We start from the raw sequence: 16,863 nt of genomic DNA, 5'->3' as shown, positions 1-16,863 counted from the left end.
CGACCCGGCGCCCGACCAGCGGGTGGAACCGTTGGGTCACCGTCAGCCATCCCGAATGCTGCCTGGACGACGTGGCAGTGTGCCGTCTCCGTCCCGACTGTGGCTGATCGGGTGGCACAGACGGTGGCGGCGATGGAGTTGGAGTCCAGGGTGGAGCCGATTTTCCATCCGGATTCTTTCGGTTATCGGCCGCGTCGCTCGGCGCTGGATGCGGTCGGGGTTTGTCGGGTGCGGTGCTGGGAGTTCGACTGGGTGGTCGAGATCGACATCCGGCGATTCTTCGATTCGGTGCCGTGGGACCTGATCGTCAAAGCGGTCCAGGTGCACTGTGACCTTGCGTGGGTGGTGCTGTATGTGAAGCGGTGGCTGGCTGCGCCGCTGGTGCTGCCCAGCGGGTCGTTGGTTGACCGAGATCGTGGGACTCCGCAGGGTTCGGCGATCTCCCCGGTGTTGGCGAACCTGTTCATGCACTACGCGTTCGATGCCTGGCTGGCCCGGGAGTACCCGGCGGTGCGGTTCGAACGTTACGCCGATGATGCGGTGCTGCACTGCCGCACCGAGCACCAGGCCCGGCAGGTCCTGGCGGCGTTGCATGAGCGGATGGCCCAGGTCGGACTGGAGTTGCATCCGGACAAGACCCGGATTGTCTACTGCAAGGACGGGTCACGGCGTGGAACGTACGACCACACCGAGTTCACGTTCCTGGGGTTCACTTTTCGGGCGCGGGGGGTGCGGCTGAAGGACGGGGTCATGTTCACCGGCTTCAACCCGGCGGTCAGCAAAGACGCCTTGAAGAAGATGGGGGCACGGGTGCGAGCTTGGCGGCTCCACCGGCGCACCCTGGCCTCCGAACACGACCTCGCGCGGCTGATCAATCCAGTCGTGCGAGGCTGGATGCAGTATTACGGGGCGTTCTACCGCTCCGCACTGTATCCCCTCCTGGCCCGCATCAACGCCTACCTGATGAGGTGGTCCCGCAACAAGTACAAACGGCTGCAGGGCCGCAAGAAAGCTCAAGCTCAGTGGCAGCAGGCCGTGAAACTACGGCCGAGGTTCTTCGCCCACTGGGCCTGGGTCAACAAGCTCCCGGCTGTCTGGTGACCAGAACGACAAGAGCCGTGTAACGGGAGACTGTTACGCACGGTTCTGTGGGAGCCCCGGGCTGAGACGCCCGGGGCGACCCGACTCGCGCGGGTTGAAGACGGCTTCGCTGGGGCGCGGTGGTCGGGCGGTGCGCCTTCGCGGCGAGCGGCGCTCTCTCCGGGGATGGGGGCGGCGCTGTCCGGCGGCGGTTGTTGCTTGTGGTCGCCTTTGTCCCGGATTCCCCGTCGCTTCGTCGACCGGAGGACCTCACGCCCGCCACGTCACCGCCGCGCAGGCCCAGGCGCCGCCGGAGGCGTTCTTGACTGTCGCCTTTGACTGTCGCAGTAGACCGCACCACTCGCCCAGACCATCAGCCGTCGGCGCAGCCCCGACCCCGGACTTGAACACGTTCAAGTCCGTGCTACGGTTCTCGTGTCATCAGAAGTTGAACGTGTTCAACTTGGAGGGGAACGATGGACCTGACCGTCTGGTCGTACGTCATCTACCTGTGCATCAGCGTCGTACTCACCGTCTGGGTGGCCCGGACGCTCAGCAAGGCCGGCAGGGTGTTCCTGGCCCAGGTCTTCCCGGGGGCCGAGCAGTTGGCGGACGCCGTGAACCATCTGCTGGTCGTCGGGTTCTACCTGGTGAACCTGGGGTTCGTCAGCCTGTACCTGAAGACCGGGGCCACCGCGGACAACGCGCGGCAGGTCTTCGAGGGGCTGTCGGTCAAGGAGGGGGTGGTGCTGCTGGTGCTCGGCGGCATGCATCTGGGGAACGTCTTCGTGCTCAACAAGCTGCGGTCCAACAGTCGGCGCGACCATGGGGTTCCGCCGGTTCCGCCGACCGACTACCTGCTCGAGACGGGTCTGTGATGGGACCGGTCGTTCCGCGGGCCGCGCACCCTGTGCGCGGCCTGACCGTGCTCTACGACGCCGACTGCCGGCTGTGCCGTGCGGTGCGCGGGTGGCTGGAACGGCAGCGGCAGTTGGTCCCGCTGACGTTCGTGCCGGCCGGGTCGCCGGCGGCCCGGCGGCGGTTCCCGGGGCTGGATCACGACGCCACCCTCGCGGAGATCACGGTCGTCGGGGACGGCGGCCAGGTTTTCGCCGGGGACGCGGCTTGGATAGCGTGCCTGTGGGCGCTGGCCAAGCACCGTGGCCTCGCCTACCGCCTCGCGACCCCGGCCGGCCGGCCCCTGGCCCGTGCCGCGGTGCTGGTGGCGGCGCGGCTGCGGGCGTCCTTGGCGGACGCCGGGTCCGCCGCCGGCTGCGCCGACGGGTCCTGCGACGCGCGGGCTCCGGGACCGGATGGAGGACGACGAGAGTATGGGCGAGCCCCGAGAGGGACAAGAGGGACAGGAGGGACGTTCCGATGGTGACATCGGGGCGGCCCGCGACCGCGTGGAGAACACCACCTCCCGCGGCGACGAGCGCAAGGCCCTGATCCTCGACACCGCTCTCCGGCTGTTCGAACGCGACGGCTATGAGAAGACCACCATGCGGGCCATCGCGAAGGAGGCGGGTGTCTCGGTCGGCAACGCCTACTACTACTTCGCCTCCAAGGACCACATGATCCAGGCCTTCTACGACGAGGTCTCCGAGCTCCACGTCGACCAGGCCCTGGCCGCCATGCGCCCGCACCGCGACCTGGCCAAGCGCCTGTCCGTCGATCTGCACACCTGGATCGACGTCGCCGAGCCCTACCGCGCGTTCGCGAGCCAGTTCGTCAAGAACGCGGTGGACCCCAACTCCCCGCTGAGCCCCTTCTCCCCGGAGTCGAAGCCGACCCGGGACAAGGTGATCGACGTGCACCGCCGCGTGGTGACGGGGTCCACCGCCAAGTACGACCGCGAGATCGCCGAGAACCTGCCCGACCTGCTGTGGATGCACCACATGGCGATCGTGTTGTTCTGGACCTACGACCGCTCGCCCGGCGCCCGGCGCACCCGGGAACTGGTCGACCGGACCTCGCCGATGGTGGCCCGGGTGATCGGCCTGAGCCGCTTCAAGGTGGTGCGGCCGCTCTTCCGCGAGGCCGACAAGCTGATGCGGGACTTCCTGCTGCCCGGGGAAGACGACGCCGAGCTGTCGCACTGAAGCCGCTGAAGCCGCTCAAGTCCGATGCCGACGAAGCCGCTGAAATCCGAAGCGGCTGAAGTCCGAAGTCGCTGAAGTCACCGAAGCCTGAAGCCGCCGAAGCGACTGCGGTCACTGAAACTTGCTGGAAGCGCTGCGGAGCGCTTCCGCCCTGTGCCCCTCCGCCTTGTGTGAAGCCCGTGTTGCCGCATCGTTATCCGCAAGTTGCAAGAATCTTGCTGCAAGGTCTTTCACCGGCTCGTGCTCGTTGCTACCGTCGGGACCCACGCCGCGCAGATGGCAGCGGCTGTCCCCTCAAGGAGTCTTCGATGCGACGGAGCATGTCGGTCAAGCGCGGCGCCGGGATCGCGGCGGTTGTGGCGCTGGCGCTTGCTGCAAGTGCTTGCAGCAGCAGCAAGTCGTCTGGCGGTTCCTCGGCCGCCGCCAAGGACCCGGCCTCGGTGAAGGGCACGGTCACCTGGTGGGACACCTCTGACGCCACCAACGAGGCGCCGAGCTACCAGCCGATCATCAAGGCGTTCGAGGCCAAGTACCCGAACATCAAGGTGAACTACGTCAACGTCCCGTTCGCGGACGCCAAGGACAAGTTCAAGACCGCCGCGCAGTCCGGCAGCGGTGCCCCGGACGTGCTGCGCGCCGACGTCGGCTGGACGCCGGCCTTCGCGCAGTTGGGCTACCTGCAGCCGCTGGACGGCACGCCGGCGCTCCAGGACGACTCCGACTACATGCCCGGGCCGTTCGCCTCGGACCACTACAACGGCAAGATCTACGGCGTGCCGCAGGTCACCGACACGCTGACGCTGCTGTACAACAAGGACCTGCTCGCCAAGGCCGGCATCACCACCCCGCCGAAGACCTGGGACGAGCTGAAGACCGACAGCCTGCAGATCAAGGCCAAGACCGGGGTGGACGGCACCTTCCTGGACGCCGCGTCCTACTACCTGCTGCCCTTCATCTACGGCGAGGGCGGCGACATCATCGACGCCTCGGCCAAGAAGATCACGGTCAACGACGCCACCGCGCTCAAGGCCGTGGGCATCGCCCAGGACCTGATCAAGTCCGGCGCCGCGGTCACCGACGTGACCAAGGACGGCTACAGCAACATGCAGACCGCCTTCAAGGACGGCAAGGCCGCCATGGTCATCAACGGCCCGTGGTCCACCTCCGACGACCTGAAGGGCTCGGCGTTCTCCAACGCCGACAACCTGGGCATCGCCACCGTCCCGGCCGGCTCGGTCAAGGCCGGCGCCCCGGTCGGCGGCCACAACCTGGTGGTCTACGCGGGCTCGAAGAACCTCGACGCCACCTACCTGTTCGTCGCCTTCCTGAACGACGCGCAGAACCAGGCGACCATCGCGGCCAAGAACAACGTGCTGCCGACCCGCACCTCGGCCTACTCCGACCCGCAGGTCGCCAACAACAAGATCCTCTCGGCGTTCGAGGGTCCGCTCAAGAGCGCCGTCGGCCGCCCGCCGGTCCCCGGCGCCTCGGACCTGTTCACCCCGCTGGACACCGACTACCAGGCCATCCTCGGCGGCCAGAAGTCGGCCCAGGACGGACTGAACGACGCCGCGACGCAGTTCGCGCAGATCCTGCCGGATTTCAGCAAGAGCTGAGGTCCGCATAAGCCGGCCGCGCCGGGAACCGGGGTGTGAGGGTCTCGGTTCCCGCGCGGCTCACCTCCTTGACGGCGAGCCATGACGGCGAGCCATGACGGCACGACAGGGTCCGAAGTCCGAAGGATAGAAATGCGTCCACTCAAGAGCTTGGGCCGCTCGTTCGACAAATACTGGTACGGCTGGGCCATGGCGGCCCCGGTCGTCATCGTGATGCTGGTCCTGGTCGGCTACCCCTTCGTCTGGGGCCTGTACCTGTCGACCACCAACGCCGACGAGTCCAACATCGGCCACGACATCGGCGTGAACCACATCCCGCCGAGCTACAAGTCGGTGGGCCTGCACAACTACTGGGACATCCTGTCCGGCAGCGACGGGCACTTCTACAGCACCCTGACGTGGACGCTGATCTGGACCTTCGTCAACGTCTTCCTGCACATCACCATCGGCCTGGGGCTGGCGGTGCTGTTGAACCGCAAGATCCGGTTCCGCGGCGGCTACCGGCTGATGCTGATCCTGCCGTGGGCGATCCCCGGCTTCGTGGCGGCCTTCGCCTGGCGCCTGCTCTACAACGACAACGGCGTGTTCAACTCCGTGCTGAAGTTCTTCGGGATGCACGGCGTGCAGTGGCTGGCCCAGCCGACCTCGGCGAAGATCGCGGTGATCGCGGTGAACGTCTGGTTGGGCGTGCCGTTCATGATGGTCTCCTTCCTCGGCGGGCTGCAGACCATCCCCAAGGAGCTCTACGAGGCCGCCGAGATGGACGGCGCCACCGCCTGGCAGCGCTTCCGGATGGTCACCATGCCGGGACTGCGGCCGGTGATGATGACCGTGACGCTGCTCGGCGTGATCTGGACCTTCAACAAGTTCGACGTCATCTTCCTGGTCACCGGCGGGGGACCGGCCGGGTCCACCGACATCCTGGTCACCCACGCCTACCAGATCGCGTTCGCGAACATCCGGCAGTACGCCGAGGCCGCCTCCTACGGCGTGGTGATCCTGTCGATGCTGCTCGTGTTCGCCACCGTCTACCGCCGCTCGCAGGCCAAGCTGGAGGTGCAGGCATGAGCGCCGCCACCGAGTCCGTGAAGCCCACCGGGTCCGTGAAGTCCGCCGAGCGCGGTCGTGGTACCGCGGCCGCCGAGTCGCGGGCCAGGTATTCGCGCTCCAAGCGCTCGCCGCTGGCGTCGATCGCGATCCACGCCACGCTGATCGCCGCGTCCTTCATAGCGGTGTTCCCGATCGCCTGGGTCGCGCTGACCTCGCTGAAGACCGGCAACGGCCAGTGGGCCCACCCGGGCGACTTCAGCCACCTGAACTTCGGCAACTACACCCAGGTGCTGAACGACACCGACTTCCTCACCTGGTTCCGCAACTCGCTGATCATCTCGCTGGGCACCATGGTCCTGGGCGTGTTCATCGCGGCCACGTGCGGCTACGCCGTCTCCCGCATGCGCTTCCCGGGCTTCCGCGCCACGATGTGGCTGCTGCTGGTGGTCCAGATGTTCCCGGTCGCGGTGCTGATCGTGCCGCTGTACAACATCATGTCCAAGCTGCACCTGGTGAACTCCTTCGCCGGGCTGATCCTCGTGTACTGCACCACCGCGGTGCCGTACTGCGCGTGGATGCTCAAGGGCTACTTCGACACCATCCCGATCGACATCGACGAGGCCGGCAAGGTCGACGGGCTCTCGCCGTTCGGCACCTTCTGGCGCCTGGTGCTCCCGCTGGCCCGGCCGGGGCTGGCCGTCGTCGCCTTCTACTCCTTCCTCACCGCGTGGGCCGAGGTGGCCTTCGCCAACACGTTCATGCAGAGCACGGACAAGTACACGCTGGCCGTGGGCCTGCGGACCTTCGTCTCGCAGTACACCGACCAATGGGGCCTGATGACCGCGGCGTCGGTGCTGATCGCGATCCCGGCCGGCGTGATGTTCCTGCTCGTCCAGCGCAACCTGGTGGCCGGCCTGACCTCCGGCAGCGCCAAGGGCTGATGCGCGCACACCGTTCGACTATCTCTGCGTTCGACTATCTCTGCGTTCGACAAAATCTGGGGCACGTGAGTTCATGACAACCGAGACACTCGCCGTCGAAGCCGGCAGGCCGGCCGAATCCGGCGCCCGGCGCACGGACTGGTGGCGCGACGCGGTGATCTACCAGGTCTACATCCGCTCGTTCGCCGACTCCAACGGGGACGGGGTCGGCGACCTGCCGGGCATCCGCTCCCGGCTGCCGTACCTGGCCGACCTCGGCGTGGACGCGCTGTGGATCACGCCGTTCTTCTCCTCGCCGATGGCCGACTTCGGGTACGACGTCGCCGACTACCGCGCCGTGGACCCGGTCTTCGGGAACCTGGGCGACTTCAAGGACCTGCTGACCGACGCGCACGCCCGGGGCCTGCGCATCATCGTCGACCTGGTCCCCAACCACACCTCGGACCGGCACGCCTGGTTCGTGGAAGCACTGGCGGCGCCGGAGGGGAGCGCCGCCCGCGACCGCTACATCTTCCGCGAGGGCCGCGGCGAGCACGGCGAACTCCCGCCGAACGACTGGGAGTCGGTCTTCGGCGGCCCGGCCTGGACCCGGACCGTGAACCCCGACGGCACGCCGGGCCAGTGGTACCTGCACCTGTTCGCCCCCGCGCAGCCGGACCTGAACTGGGACCTGGACGAGGTGCGCTCGGAGTTCCTGGACGTCCTGCGCTTCTGGCTGGACCTGGGCGTCGACGGCTTCCGCATCGACGTCGCGCACGGCATGGTCAAGGCGCCGGGCCTGCCGGACGTCGGGCACGCCGACCACGTCGAGATGATCGGCAACGCGGTCCTGCCGTTCTTCGACCAGGACGGCGTGCACGAGATCTACCGCTCCTGGCGGCTGCTGCTGGACTCCTACGACGGCGAGCGCATCGGCGTGGCCGAGGCGTGGGCCCCGACCCCGGAGCGGCTGGCGAACTACGTCCGGCCGGACGAGCTGCACCAGGCCTTCAACTTCGACTTCCTGGGCCGGCCCTTCGAGGCCGCCTCCCTGCGGACCGCCATCGACCACTCGCTGGCCACCGCCGGCTCGGTCGGCGCGCCCTCGACGTGGGTGTTGTCGAACCATGACATGAAGCGGCACGTCACCCGCTATGGCGGCGGCGCCGTGGGCCTGGCGCGGGCCCGGGCCGCGGCGCTGCTGATTCTGGCGCTGCCGGGATCGGCGTACATGTACCAGGGCGAGGAGCTCGGGCTGCCGGAGGTGCTCGACATCCCGGTCGAGTTCCTGGTGGACCCGCAGGGCATCCAGTCCGGCGACCCCTCGAAGGGCCGGGACGGCTGCCGCGTGCCGCTGCCGTGGACCGGCGAGGCGCCGACCTACGGCTTCGGGCCCCGGGGCTCGACGGCCTCGTGGCTGCCGGCGCCGGCGTCCTGGGGCGAGCTGTCCGCCGAAGCAGAGTCCGGCGATCCCGCCTCGATGCTGGAGCTGTACCGCTCGGCGCTCGAGCTGCGCCGCCGGCTGCCGGAGCTCGGGGCCGAGACCGACGACACGACCCTGGTGTGGCTGCCCGCGCCCGACGGCGTGCTGATGTTCCGGCGCGGAGACGGGTTCGTCTGCACGGTGAACACCGGATCCGTGCCGGCGACGCTGCCCGTTCCGGGCACGTTGCTCCTGGCTTCCACCGAAGTGCCGGCCGCCGCCGGCAGCACGACATTGCCCGCCGACTCGGCCGCCTGGTGGCGGATCTAGCATTTTCCAGGACGGGGAGCGAAAGAATGGGCGCCATGACGGACAACGCCGCACTGCCTTCCACCGCACGACTCGCGGACATCGCCGCGCAGGCGAAGGTGAGCGAGGCGACGGTGAGCCGCGTGCTGAACGGCAAACCGGGGGTGGCCGCGGCCACCCGGCAGGCGGTGTTGGCGGCGCTGGACGTCATGGGCTACGAGCGGCCGACCCGGCTGCGCCAGCGGACCGCGGCGCTCATCGGGCTGATCATCCCGGAGCTGGACAACCCCATCTTCCCGGCGATGGCCCAGGCCGTGGAGCGGGCCCTGACCCACCACGGCTACACGCCGGTGCTGGCGACGGTCTCGCCCGGCGGCGCCACCGAGGACGACCTGGTGGAGCTCTTGATCGAGCACGGCGTGGCCGGCATCGTGTTCGCCTCCGGCCTGCACGCCGACACCACCGCCTCGCGCGACCGGTACCACCGGCTGTCGGACCGGGGCGTGCCGTTCGTCCTGATCAACGGATTCGCCGAGGGCATCGCGGCGCCCTTCATCTCCCCGGACGACGCCCTGGCGGCCCGGCTGTCGGTGAACCACCTGGCCGACCTGGGCCACGAGCGCATCGGCCTGGCGGTCGGCCCGAAGCGCTACGTCCCGGTGATCCGCAAGATAGAGGGATTCACGGCGGCGCTGCGCGACACGCTGGGGGTTTCGAACCCCGAGGAGTTCGTGGAGTACTCGCTGTACGGCTTCGAGGGCGGCCGCGCGGCGGCGGCGAAGCTGCTGGACAAGGGCTGCACCGGGATCGTCTGCGCCTCGGACATGATGGCCCTCGGCGCCATCGCCGAGGTGCGCGCCCGCGGCATGGCCGTCCCCGGCGACATCTCGGTGGTCGGGTACGACGACTCGCCGCTGATCCCGTACACCGACCCACCGCTGACCACGGTGCGCCAGCCGGTCGCCGCCATGGGCGCGGCCGCGGTGCGGGCGCTGCTGGAGGAGGTCGGCGGCGGCCACGCGCCGCACACGGAGTTCGTGTTCGCGCCGGAGTTGGTGGTGCGCGGATCGACGGGGTCGGGGCCGCGGGTGCGGCGGTAGGCAGGTCACTCAGGTCACTGAGGTCACTGAGGTCACTGAGGCCAACCACCGAGGGCGGGGTGCTTCGCGATGTCACAGGATGCTGAGTTCGATGTCATGGTGGTCGGCGGCGCGGGGATCGACACGATCGTCCGCGTCCCGGACCTGCCGCTGCCGTACGCGGACTCGCTGATGGTGGACCCGATCGAGTCCTACGTCGCGCACACCGGGACGGCCGTGGCGCTCGGAACAAGAGCGTTGGGCCTGCGGGTGAAGTTCGTGGACTTCCTCGGCGAGGACACCTTCGGCGATCTGGTGCGGCGCCGCTTCGACGAGGAGAAGCTGGACTTCTCCTGGCTCCCGTCGGCCGCCGGCACCACCCGCGCGGTGAACCTGGTGTCGGCCGACGGACGGCGCATGTCGTTCTATGACCCGCGCGGCGTGCCGGGGCAGCGGCTGCCGGAGGACTTCTACGAGGGCTGGCTCGCCCGGACGCGGCATGTGCACGTCTGCATCACCGGTCACGCGCGGCACGTCCTGCCAGTGGCCCTGCGCCACACGGCGACGATCTCCACGGACCTGCACGACTGGGACGGCGTCGCCGACCACCACAAGGACTTCGCCTACGCGGCCGACCACGTCTTCATGAGCGCCGCGAACCTCGGCGAGCGCCGCGACGCGGTGCTGACCGAGGTGCTGGCCCGTGGCCGCGCCCGGACCGTCGTCGCCACCGACGGCGCGCGCGGTGCGTACCTGGCGTTGCCGGACGGGATCCGGCACTTCCCGGCCGTCACCCCGCCGGCCCCCGTTGTGGACAGCAACGGAGCCGGGGACGCGTTCGTGAGCGGGTTCATGTCCGGGGTGCTGCGCGGGGTGCCGGTGGAGGAGTGCATGCGGCGCGGGCTGCTGGCCGGGGCCTTCGCCTGCACAGTCCACGGGACGGCGGAGCGGTTCGCGACTGAGACCGATCTGTGTTGATGCAGATCAGTGCTGAAGCAGAACTGTGCTGATACAAATTCAGTGCTGATGCAGATCTGACCTGAGACAGAACCCTGCCTCACGCCGTCATGGCCCGCCCGAGGTGCTCGGTCGCGTCCAGATCGGCGCCGACCGCCGCCAGCTTCCCGCGGATCGCGTCCACCGCGTCGTTCCCCAGCGCGAGGCGCAGCGGCGGCTCCTTCCACTCCAGCACGTCCAGCACCGCCGCGGCGGCCTTCGCCGGGTCGCCTTCCTGCGCGCCGTGGCTGGTCGGCAGGCCGTCGCGCGTCGCGCCGGCGGTGGGGTCGTAGTCCGCGATGCGCGCGTCCACCGCCTGGAGAGCGGCCGGGGCGGCGAAGCCGGTGCGGAAGGCGCCCGGTTCGACGATCAGGACCTTGATCCCCAGCGGCGCCACCTCGGCGGCCAGGGCCTCGCTGGCCAGTTCCAGGGCGCCCTTCGCGGCGCTGTAGGCGCCGACGCCGGGGAAGGAGAGCATGCCGCCCATGCTGGTCAGCTGGACGACAGTGCCGCTGCGGCGGGCCCGCATCTGCGGCAGGACCAGGCGGGTCAGTTCGAGCGGGGCGAAGAACATCACTTCCATGGTGTTGCGGAGTTCGGCCTCGCTGGTCTCCTCGATGGCGCCGACGATGCCGAAGCCGGCGTTGTTCACCAGGACGTCGACGCGGCCCGCGGCTTCCACGGCGGCGGCGAGGTGCTCGTGCTTGCTCACATCGAGTTCGACCACTGATACGCGTCCGGCGGAGGCCGCCGCCAGCTCGGCCATCGTCTCCGGGCGTCGGACGGCGGCGACCACCTCGTCGCCGGCGGCCAGGGCGGCGTGGACCAGGGCGAAGCCGAAACCGCTGTTGGCTCCGGTGATGAACCAGCGGCGGGGGGTGCGGATTGCGTCTGTCATGGTGTCCATCTTGGGACGGCCCGGGTGGCCGCGGTATGGCCCGAAGGTGGAACATCGGAAGCGTGACCATCGCGCTGCCCGGCCCCGCGCCGCGTCCCCGTCCCCTGCCCACCGCGGAGCCGCTCAGCCCGGAGGACTACCGGCGGGTGGTCGGGGTGGTGGAGGCCGTGGACCGCGCCGGGGATCTGGCCGAGTTCCGGGAGCGGCTGGTCACGGCGTTGCAGAGCTGGTTCGGCTACAACGGCGTGACGGTGTTGCACGGCGACACCGCGGCCGAGGCCGTCGAGAGCGGCTGCGGGGTGCTGGCCGGCTATTCGGCCGAGTTCCTGCGCACGTATGACGCCGAGGGCTGGGAGCGGCGCGACCCGTTCCGCGACGAGGGCTTCCTGCGGCGGCTGGGCGAGATCGGCGTGGTGCGGCTGACCGATGTCGCCGAGGGCTCCCGCTTCCGGGACGAGTTCCTGCTGCCGCGCGGGATCGCCGACAAGGCCGCGATGCTCATCGACGCCGCGCCGTCCGGGGTGCTCTGGGTCGGCCTCGCCGTGCCGGTGCCGGCGCCGGTACAGGCGGCGGGGGCGGCCCGCGTCCCCGACCGCGATCTCGCCGTGCTCCACGTGCTGCGCCGGCATCTGGCCCCGCTGGCCGCCGAGCAGCTGGCGCGGCACCGGGCGCGCGAGGCGACGCGGGGCGACTGGGACCTGACGCCCCGGGAGTGGGACGTCGCGGACCTCGCCGCGCAGGGGCTGACCAACCGGCAGATCGCCGCGCGGCTGTTCATCGGCGTGGACACCGTGAAGAAGCACCTGACGCGCGTCCTGGCCGCCACCTCTTGCGGCAGCCGGACCCAGCTCGCGGTGCTGTTCACCGCGCGCGACACGCCGAGCTGACGAAAGCGCGGGCCCCGGTTCCCGGCCCCGGTCTATCCTTCTTTTGAAAACGACATTCATTTTCGAGAGAGGAAGCCCCAGCATGTCCCTGGACGTCGCACCCCGCCTGCTCGAGCAGGCCGAGGCCGGAGAGGTGGACCAGACCGCGTTCGCCGACACCGTCGCGGCCTCGCTCCCGTACGCCCACACCATGGTCGAGAAGCTCGCCGCGGAACTGCACGCCGACCCCGCCAAGCAGTTCGCGGACAACCAGATCGCCCCGTCCGAGGCCGAGCGCGGCCAACTCCTGCGCGCTCTCGCCTCCGATTCCATCCGCGGCAGCCTGGAACGGCGCTTCGCGGTGAAGCTCGCCTTCCAGAACTGCCACCGCGTCGCGGTGTTCCGTCCGGAGGCCGCCGACTCGGAGGCGTACCGGCGTTTCACGTCGGAGCGGTCGCAGATCCTGAACCAGTCGCCGGAGTTCCGGGACTGCTGAGGACCGACGCCTCGGGGATGGCCGAACGGGTCAGGCGATGAGGGTGGCCAGGATGACCGCCAACATGACCCAGATCGCCGCGGTGAGCAGAGAGCACACCAGGCCGGCGACGGCCATCCCCGTACCGGTCCAGCCGGGCTTGGAACCCTGCGATATCCCGGTCAGGCTGAAGACGATCCCCAGGATCGCGAGCAACGGCGCCAGCAGCGACGCCCAGAACAGCAGCAGGCTGAGAATCCCGAGCACCATGCCGGTGACCGCGAGACCGCTGGTCTGCTTCCGAAGCATCGGCGGCCCGTAGTAGCCGCTGGTACAGCTGGGATACACGGGATACATCTGCTGAACCGAGCGCCCTACGGGAGCGAAACCACCGTCCGGCGGGGCGAACCCCTCAACGCCGGAATCCGTTCCGCCTCCCAGGCTCTCGCTCACAGTCGTGTTCCTTCCTTGTCAGCCTCAGCCTCAGTCTCCTGATTCCTGCTCCGCTTCCGTATTCCCCTCATTCCCGTCTCCGACGCGCCCTGCCAGAGCGCCGAAACCGGCCCGCGTGGCCGCCAGGATCAGCCGGTCGCCGGCCGCGAGCTTGCGGCCGCGGTCGGCCCCCGACCAGTCGAACGTCGTGCTCCCGGCCCGCCGCACCGCCAGGACCCGCGTCAGGCCCGGCTTGTCCAGGCCGCGCTGCTCCTGCCCGGCCAGTTCGGAGGCGGCCTCGACCGCGACCTCGGCGATCAGCAGGACCTTGCGATACACCGACAGCGTCCCCAGTACCTCGCGCCCCATCATCGCGGCGGCGAAGGCCGGGGCGGCGAGGTAGGACACCGAGCGGGAGGCGGTGTTGCCGAACTCCTTGTAGACGTGCGAGGCGAAGTCGTCGTCGAACAGCCGCACCACCACCCGCACCTCGGGGTTGATGGCCCGGGCCTCCAGCGCCGCCTCCAGGTTGGTCACGTCGTCGCCGGTGACCGCCACGACCGCGCGGGCCCGGCCGATCTGGGCGCGGCGCAGGGCGTCGTCGATCGGCCGGTCGCCGACCACCGCCGGGACGTCCAGACCGCGCGCCGCCGCGATCCCGCGGGCGTCGGCGTCGCGCTCGATGCCCACCACCGGCACGCCGAGCTCGCGGAACAGCGCCGTGACCCGGGTTCCGGCGTTGCCCAGGCCCACCACCACCACGTGCCCGCGAAGGCCGGTGCTCGGCTGCCGGGTGCGCACGTTGCGCCGGGTCGCGGTGCTCTCCACGAACACCGCGGTCACCACCGGCATCAGGACGATGCCGGACAGCGTGATCGCCACCTGGAACAACCGCTGGAGGTTCCCGCCGACCGAGCTCGGCTGGCCGTAGGTGTCCGGGACCGCGGACCCGGCGACGTCGAGCAGGGACTCGTACAAAGCCCAGCCGAACGGCCGCGCCAGCAGCCAGATCCCGGTGAACGACACCGCCAGCGTGGCCACCGCGGCCATCAGGATGGTGCGCAGCTTGGCGCTGGTGAAGAACTTCAGCGTGTCCGACGCGCGCCACAGCAGCCGCGCCGCAGGTGAAGCTTTGTATACGTTCCCTTGCACGACCATGTCGGTGACGTCCAGGAACTGCAACGCCGCGTGCCGGGGCGAGCGCTCCTGCAGCAGCATCCACTCCTGGGTGCGGCTGCGCGCCGCCGCCACCGGCAGCACCTCGATCTCGGACTGCCGGTCCCGGTCTATGCCGTCGGCGATCAGGAACGGCGTCTGCCGCATGTCGATGTCCGCGCCGATGGCCACCCGCAGCGCCCGGCCCCCGGCGCTGACCGACTGCGGGCGCTGCAGGGCCGCGTTGACGAACGCCGGCGCGGCGGTGGCCGAGGCCGACAGCACCGTGCAGTTGTCCACCAGCTGCGCGATGTGGACGCCGAGCCGCTGGTTGAACATCCGGATCACGACCCTGATACCGGGGCGCAGGGCCGCGGCGCGCATGGCGGCGTGGATGTTGGTCCGGTCGTCGCCGTCGACGAACGCGATGGCCTGCGCCTGGTCGATCCCGGCCTGGCGCAGGGCCTCCTCGGACACGTAGGCGTCGGCGATCGTGTTCTCCGCGCCGAGCACCTTGGCTATCTGGATGGTGTACGGCGTCTCCTGGGCGGGCACGATGGCCGCCGTCCGGACGCCGTACTGCCTGGTCAACTCGACGGTGAGCCGGTTGGCGAGAGCGTTGCCCCCTACCACGATGAACAAGTCCCCCATGCGGGGATGGTAGAGGGCTCCGGTGAACTTTAGGGGCGCATCTCGTAAGCGCCGGACAAAGCCGCCACCCGGTCCCACATCCGGCCGAACCGCGCCTCGTCCACCACCGGCTTGCGCACTGCGCCCAGCGCCCACGCCTGCTGCTCGGGCGTCGAGGACGCCTTGCCGTGCAGGGCGACGGCGTACTCGGAGAAGTCGCGGACCAGGAAGTCGAAGATCTGGTCCACGACCTCCTCCTCCAGCCCGGTCAGCCGCGCCTGCTCCAGCACCAGCTGGCCGTAGACCACGAGCGTGAACAGGTGCCCGACGTTGAGCAGGAAGTCCAGGTCCTTCTGCTGCGCGTCGTCCGGCGGGCAGGTCGCCAGGAACTGCGTCAGCGCCTCGGCCTGCTCGGTGAACCGCGCGACGTTCGGCACGCCGGCCGCCTCGCGGTACGCGGCACGCCAGTCGTGGAAGCGCACCTTGCCCAGCCCGCGCGCCGGACCCTGCTGGAACAGGAAGGAGTCGTCGGCGGCGTCGGAGCGCGTCGGGACCTCGGGGTAGTCCTGCGGCGCGCTGTGCTCAATGCCGTCAAAGACGCGTAGATAGTTCGGCATGAACTTCAGCACCAGCGCGAGGTTCACGTGCACCGTGCCCTCCAGCTTCGGCAGGGCCCTGATGTAGTGCGTGGCGCCGTTGAAGTAGGTGTCCTTCTCGAACCCGCGGGCCGCGATCACGTCCCAGAGCAGGTCCACGACGCGCTCGCCCTCGGAGGTCACCTTCATCTTGGTGATCGGGTTGAACAGCAGGTAGCGCCGGTCCTCGGCGTTCGCGGTCCGGAAGTAGTCGACCGCGCGGGCGCTGAACAGCTTCATGGCGACCAGGCGCGCGTAGGCGTCGGCGAAGGAGGCGCGCACGTGGCCGAAGTCGGTGACCGGGTGGCCGTACAGGATGCGGTTGTGGGCGTGCGTGATGGCCTCGTAGAACGAGTGCTCCGCGATGCCCACCGAGGCCGTGCACAGGTTGAACTTGCCGACGTTGACGGTGTTCAGCGCGGCGCTGAACGCGTCGGCGCCGGCGTGCAGGATGTCGGCCTCGGTGACCGGGTACCCGTGCAGCTTGAACTCGCTGACGAACATCTGCGAGTCGACGACGTTCTGCACCAGCTCGAACTTCTCGTGCCGGCTGTCCACGGCGAAGAAGACGTAGCCGTCGGGCCCCTCGACGTCGGCCCGGCGCCCGAAGACGGAGACCAGCCCGGCCACGTTGCCGTTGCCGATGTAGTACTTGCCGCCGGTGGCGGTGTAGCCGCCGTCCCCGTCCGGGGTGAGGATCATGTCGGTCGAGTAGACGTCGGCCCCGTGCTCCTTCTCCGACAGGCCGAACGCGAAGACATGGCCCTCGTCGAGCAGCCGCGCGGCCCGCTCACGCGCGGCGGCGTTCTCCGACATCCACACCGGCCCGAGGCCCAGCACGGTGACCTGCCAGGTGTACCAGTACGGCAGCCCGTAGAACCCGAGGATCTCGCTCAGCGCGGCATTGCGCGCGGTGTCCCACCGCTGCGCCGGTGCGGCCGGGCCGAAGGCGTCGGTCGCGGGGGTCTGGAAGGTCGCGAAGAGCTTCTCCTTCGCGGCGAACTCCAGGAAGTCGGCGTACCAGACCCGGTCCAGGTCCTCGGCGAGCAGGCGCCGCTTGCCGCGCCCCTCGAACCAGTCGACGACGGCCGTGAGCAGCCGCTGGGTCTCCTCGTCGAAGCGCGAGAAGTCGAGGGTGCGCGGGTTGAACAGCGCGGCCGGGTCTGAAGTCATGAGGGAATGCTACCAGCGGGTAAC

General features: G+C 69.5%; 16 protein-coding genes. 12 read left to right on the top strand and 4 right to left on the bottom strand.

All coding sequences use genetic code 11. The features are described from left to right. Window positions 1-48 precede the first annotated feature (48 nt). The 10 genes from ABIA35_RS29650 (at window position 49) to ABIA35_RS29605 (ending at window position 10,557) form a co-directional block, all read left to right on the top strand. The gene (locus ABIA35_RS29650) at window positions 49-1,101 is read left to right on the top strand and encodes a reverse transcriptase domain-containing protein (protein ID WP_370360005.1); all 1,053 of its coding nucleotides are present in this window, start codon (window positions 49-51) and stop codon (window positions 1,099-1,101) included. A 455-nt stretch (window positions 1,102-1,556) separates the two neighbouring features. Further along, complete coding sequence (locus ABIA35_RS29645) at window positions 1,557-1,958, top strand: hypothetical protein (protein ID WP_370342137.1); 402 nt, start codon at window positions 1,557-1,559, stop codon at window positions 1,956-1,958. After that, window positions 1,958-2,464 (top strand): thiol-disulfide oxidoreductase DCC family protein, encoded by a 507-nt coding sequence (locus ABIA35_RS29640; protein WP_370342138.1) that lies wholly within the window; start codon window positions 1,958-1,960, stop codon window positions 2,462-2,464. Before ABIA35_RS29645 ends, ABIA35_RS29640 begins: the two co-directional genes overlap by 1 nt. Further along, complete coding sequence (locus ABIA35_RS29635) at window positions 2,412-3,182, top strand: TetR/AcrR family transcriptional regulator (protein WP_370342140.1); 771 nt, start codon at window positions 2,412-2,414, stop codon at window positions 3,180-3,182. The genes ABIA35_RS29640 and ABIA35_RS29635 overlap by 53 nt, the downstream gene beginning before the upstream one ends. Window positions 3,183-3,490: 308 nt before the next feature. Further along, window positions 3,491-4,798, top strand: a complete 1,308-nt coding sequence (locus ABIA35_RS29630) for an extracellular solute-binding protein (protein WP_370342142.1) — start codon at window positions 3,491-3,493, stop codon at window positions 4,796-4,798. A gap of 132 nt (window positions 4,799-4,930) precedes the next feature. Next, a complete protein-coding gene (locus ABIA35_RS29625) occupies window positions 4,931-5,866 on the top strand; it encodes a carbohydrate ABC transporter permease (protein WP_370342143.1) in 936 nt (311 codons plus the stop codon). Continuing rightward, on the top strand, window positions 5,863-6,789 hold the full coding sequence (locus ABIA35_RS29620) for a sugar ABC transporter permease (RefSeq protein ID WP_370342144.1): 927 nt from the start codon (window positions 5,863-5,865) through the stop codon (window positions 6,787-6,789). Before ABIA35_RS29625 ends, ABIA35_RS29620 begins: the two co-directional genes overlap by 4 nt. Window positions 6,790-6,862: 73 nt before the next feature. Further along, window positions 6,863-8,521, top strand: coding sequence for a glycoside hydrolase family 13 protein (locus tag ABIA35_RS29615; protein WP_370342145.1), 1,659 nt, complete (start codon window positions 6,863-6,865; stop codon window positions 8,519-8,521). A gap of 26 nt (window positions 8,522-8,547) precedes the next feature. After that, window positions 8,548-9,600: a LacI family DNA-binding transcriptional regulator gene (locus ABIA35_RS29610; RefSeq protein ID WP_370342147.1), complete on the top strand. Its 1,053-nt coding sequence runs from the start codon at window positions 8,548-8,550 to the stop codon at window positions 9,598-9,600. A gap of 69 nt (window positions 9,601-9,669) precedes the next feature. After that, window positions 9,670-10,557, top strand: coding sequence for a carbohydrate kinase family protein (locus ABIA35_RS29605; protein ID WP_370342149.1), 888 nt, complete (start codon window positions 9,670-9,672; stop codon window positions 10,555-10,557). A 79-nt stretch (window positions 10,558-10,636) separates the two neighbouring features. Here the strand turns inward: ABIA35_RS29605 and ABIA35_RS29600 are convergent, their stop codons facing one another. After that, a complete protein-coding gene (locus ABIA35_RS29600) occupies window positions 10,637-11,482 on the bottom strand; it encodes an SDR family NAD(P)-dependent oxidoreductase (RefSeq protein WP_370342150.1) in 846 nt (281 codons plus the stop codon). 53 nt (window positions 11,483-11,535) lie between these two features. On the opposite strand from ABIA35_RS29600, the gene ABIA35_RS29595 reads away from it, so the two are divergent. Continuing rightward, window positions 11,536-12,360, top strand: a complete 825-nt coding sequence (locus tag ABIA35_RS29595) for a LuxR C-terminal-related transcriptional regulator (protein WP_370342151.1) — start codon at window positions 11,536-11,538, stop codon at window positions 12,358-12,360. A gap of 82 nt (window positions 12,361-12,442) precedes the next feature. Next, window positions 12,443-12,835 (top strand): SCO5389 family protein, encoded by a 393-nt coding sequence (locus tag ABIA35_RS29590; protein ID WP_370342152.1) that lies wholly within the window; start codon window positions 12,443-12,445, stop codon window positions 12,833-12,835. A gap of 30 nt (window positions 12,836-12,865) precedes the next feature. On the opposite strand, the gene ABIA35_RS29585 is transcribed toward ABIA35_RS29590, so the two are convergent. From ABIA35_RS29585 to ABIA35_RS29575, 3 genes are all read right to left on the bottom strand, one after another. After that, the gene (locus ABIA35_RS29585; RefSeq protein WP_370342154.1) at window positions 12,866-13,123 is read right to left on the bottom strand and encodes a hypothetical protein; all 258 of its coding nucleotides are present in this window, start codon (window positions 13,121-13,123) and stop codon (window positions 12,866-12,868) included. A 174-nt stretch (window positions 13,124-13,297) separates the two neighbouring features. After that, complete coding sequence (locus ABIA35_RS29580) at window positions 13,298-15,052, bottom strand: NAD-binding protein (RefSeq protein ID WP_370342155.1); 1,755 nt, start codon at window positions 15,050-15,052, stop codon at window positions 13,298-13,300. A gap of 29 nt (window positions 15,053-15,081) precedes the next feature. Beyond that, the gene (locus tag ABIA35_RS29575) at window positions 15,082-16,839 is read right to left on the bottom strand and encodes an acyl-CoA dehydrogenase family protein (protein ID WP_370342156.1); all 1,758 of its coding nucleotides are present in this window, start codon (window positions 16,837-16,839) and stop codon (window positions 15,082-15,084) included. Window positions 16,840-16,863 lie beyond the last annotated feature (24 nt).

It is taken from the genome of Catenulispora sp. MAP12-49 (assembly GCF_041262705.1).
Classification (GTDB): Bacteria; Actinomycetota; Actinomycetes; order Streptomycetales; family Catenulisporaceae; genus Catenulispora.
The sequence above is the reverse complement of the archived record's forward strand: the minus strand, read 5'-3'. Positions and strand labels throughout refer to the sequence as shown.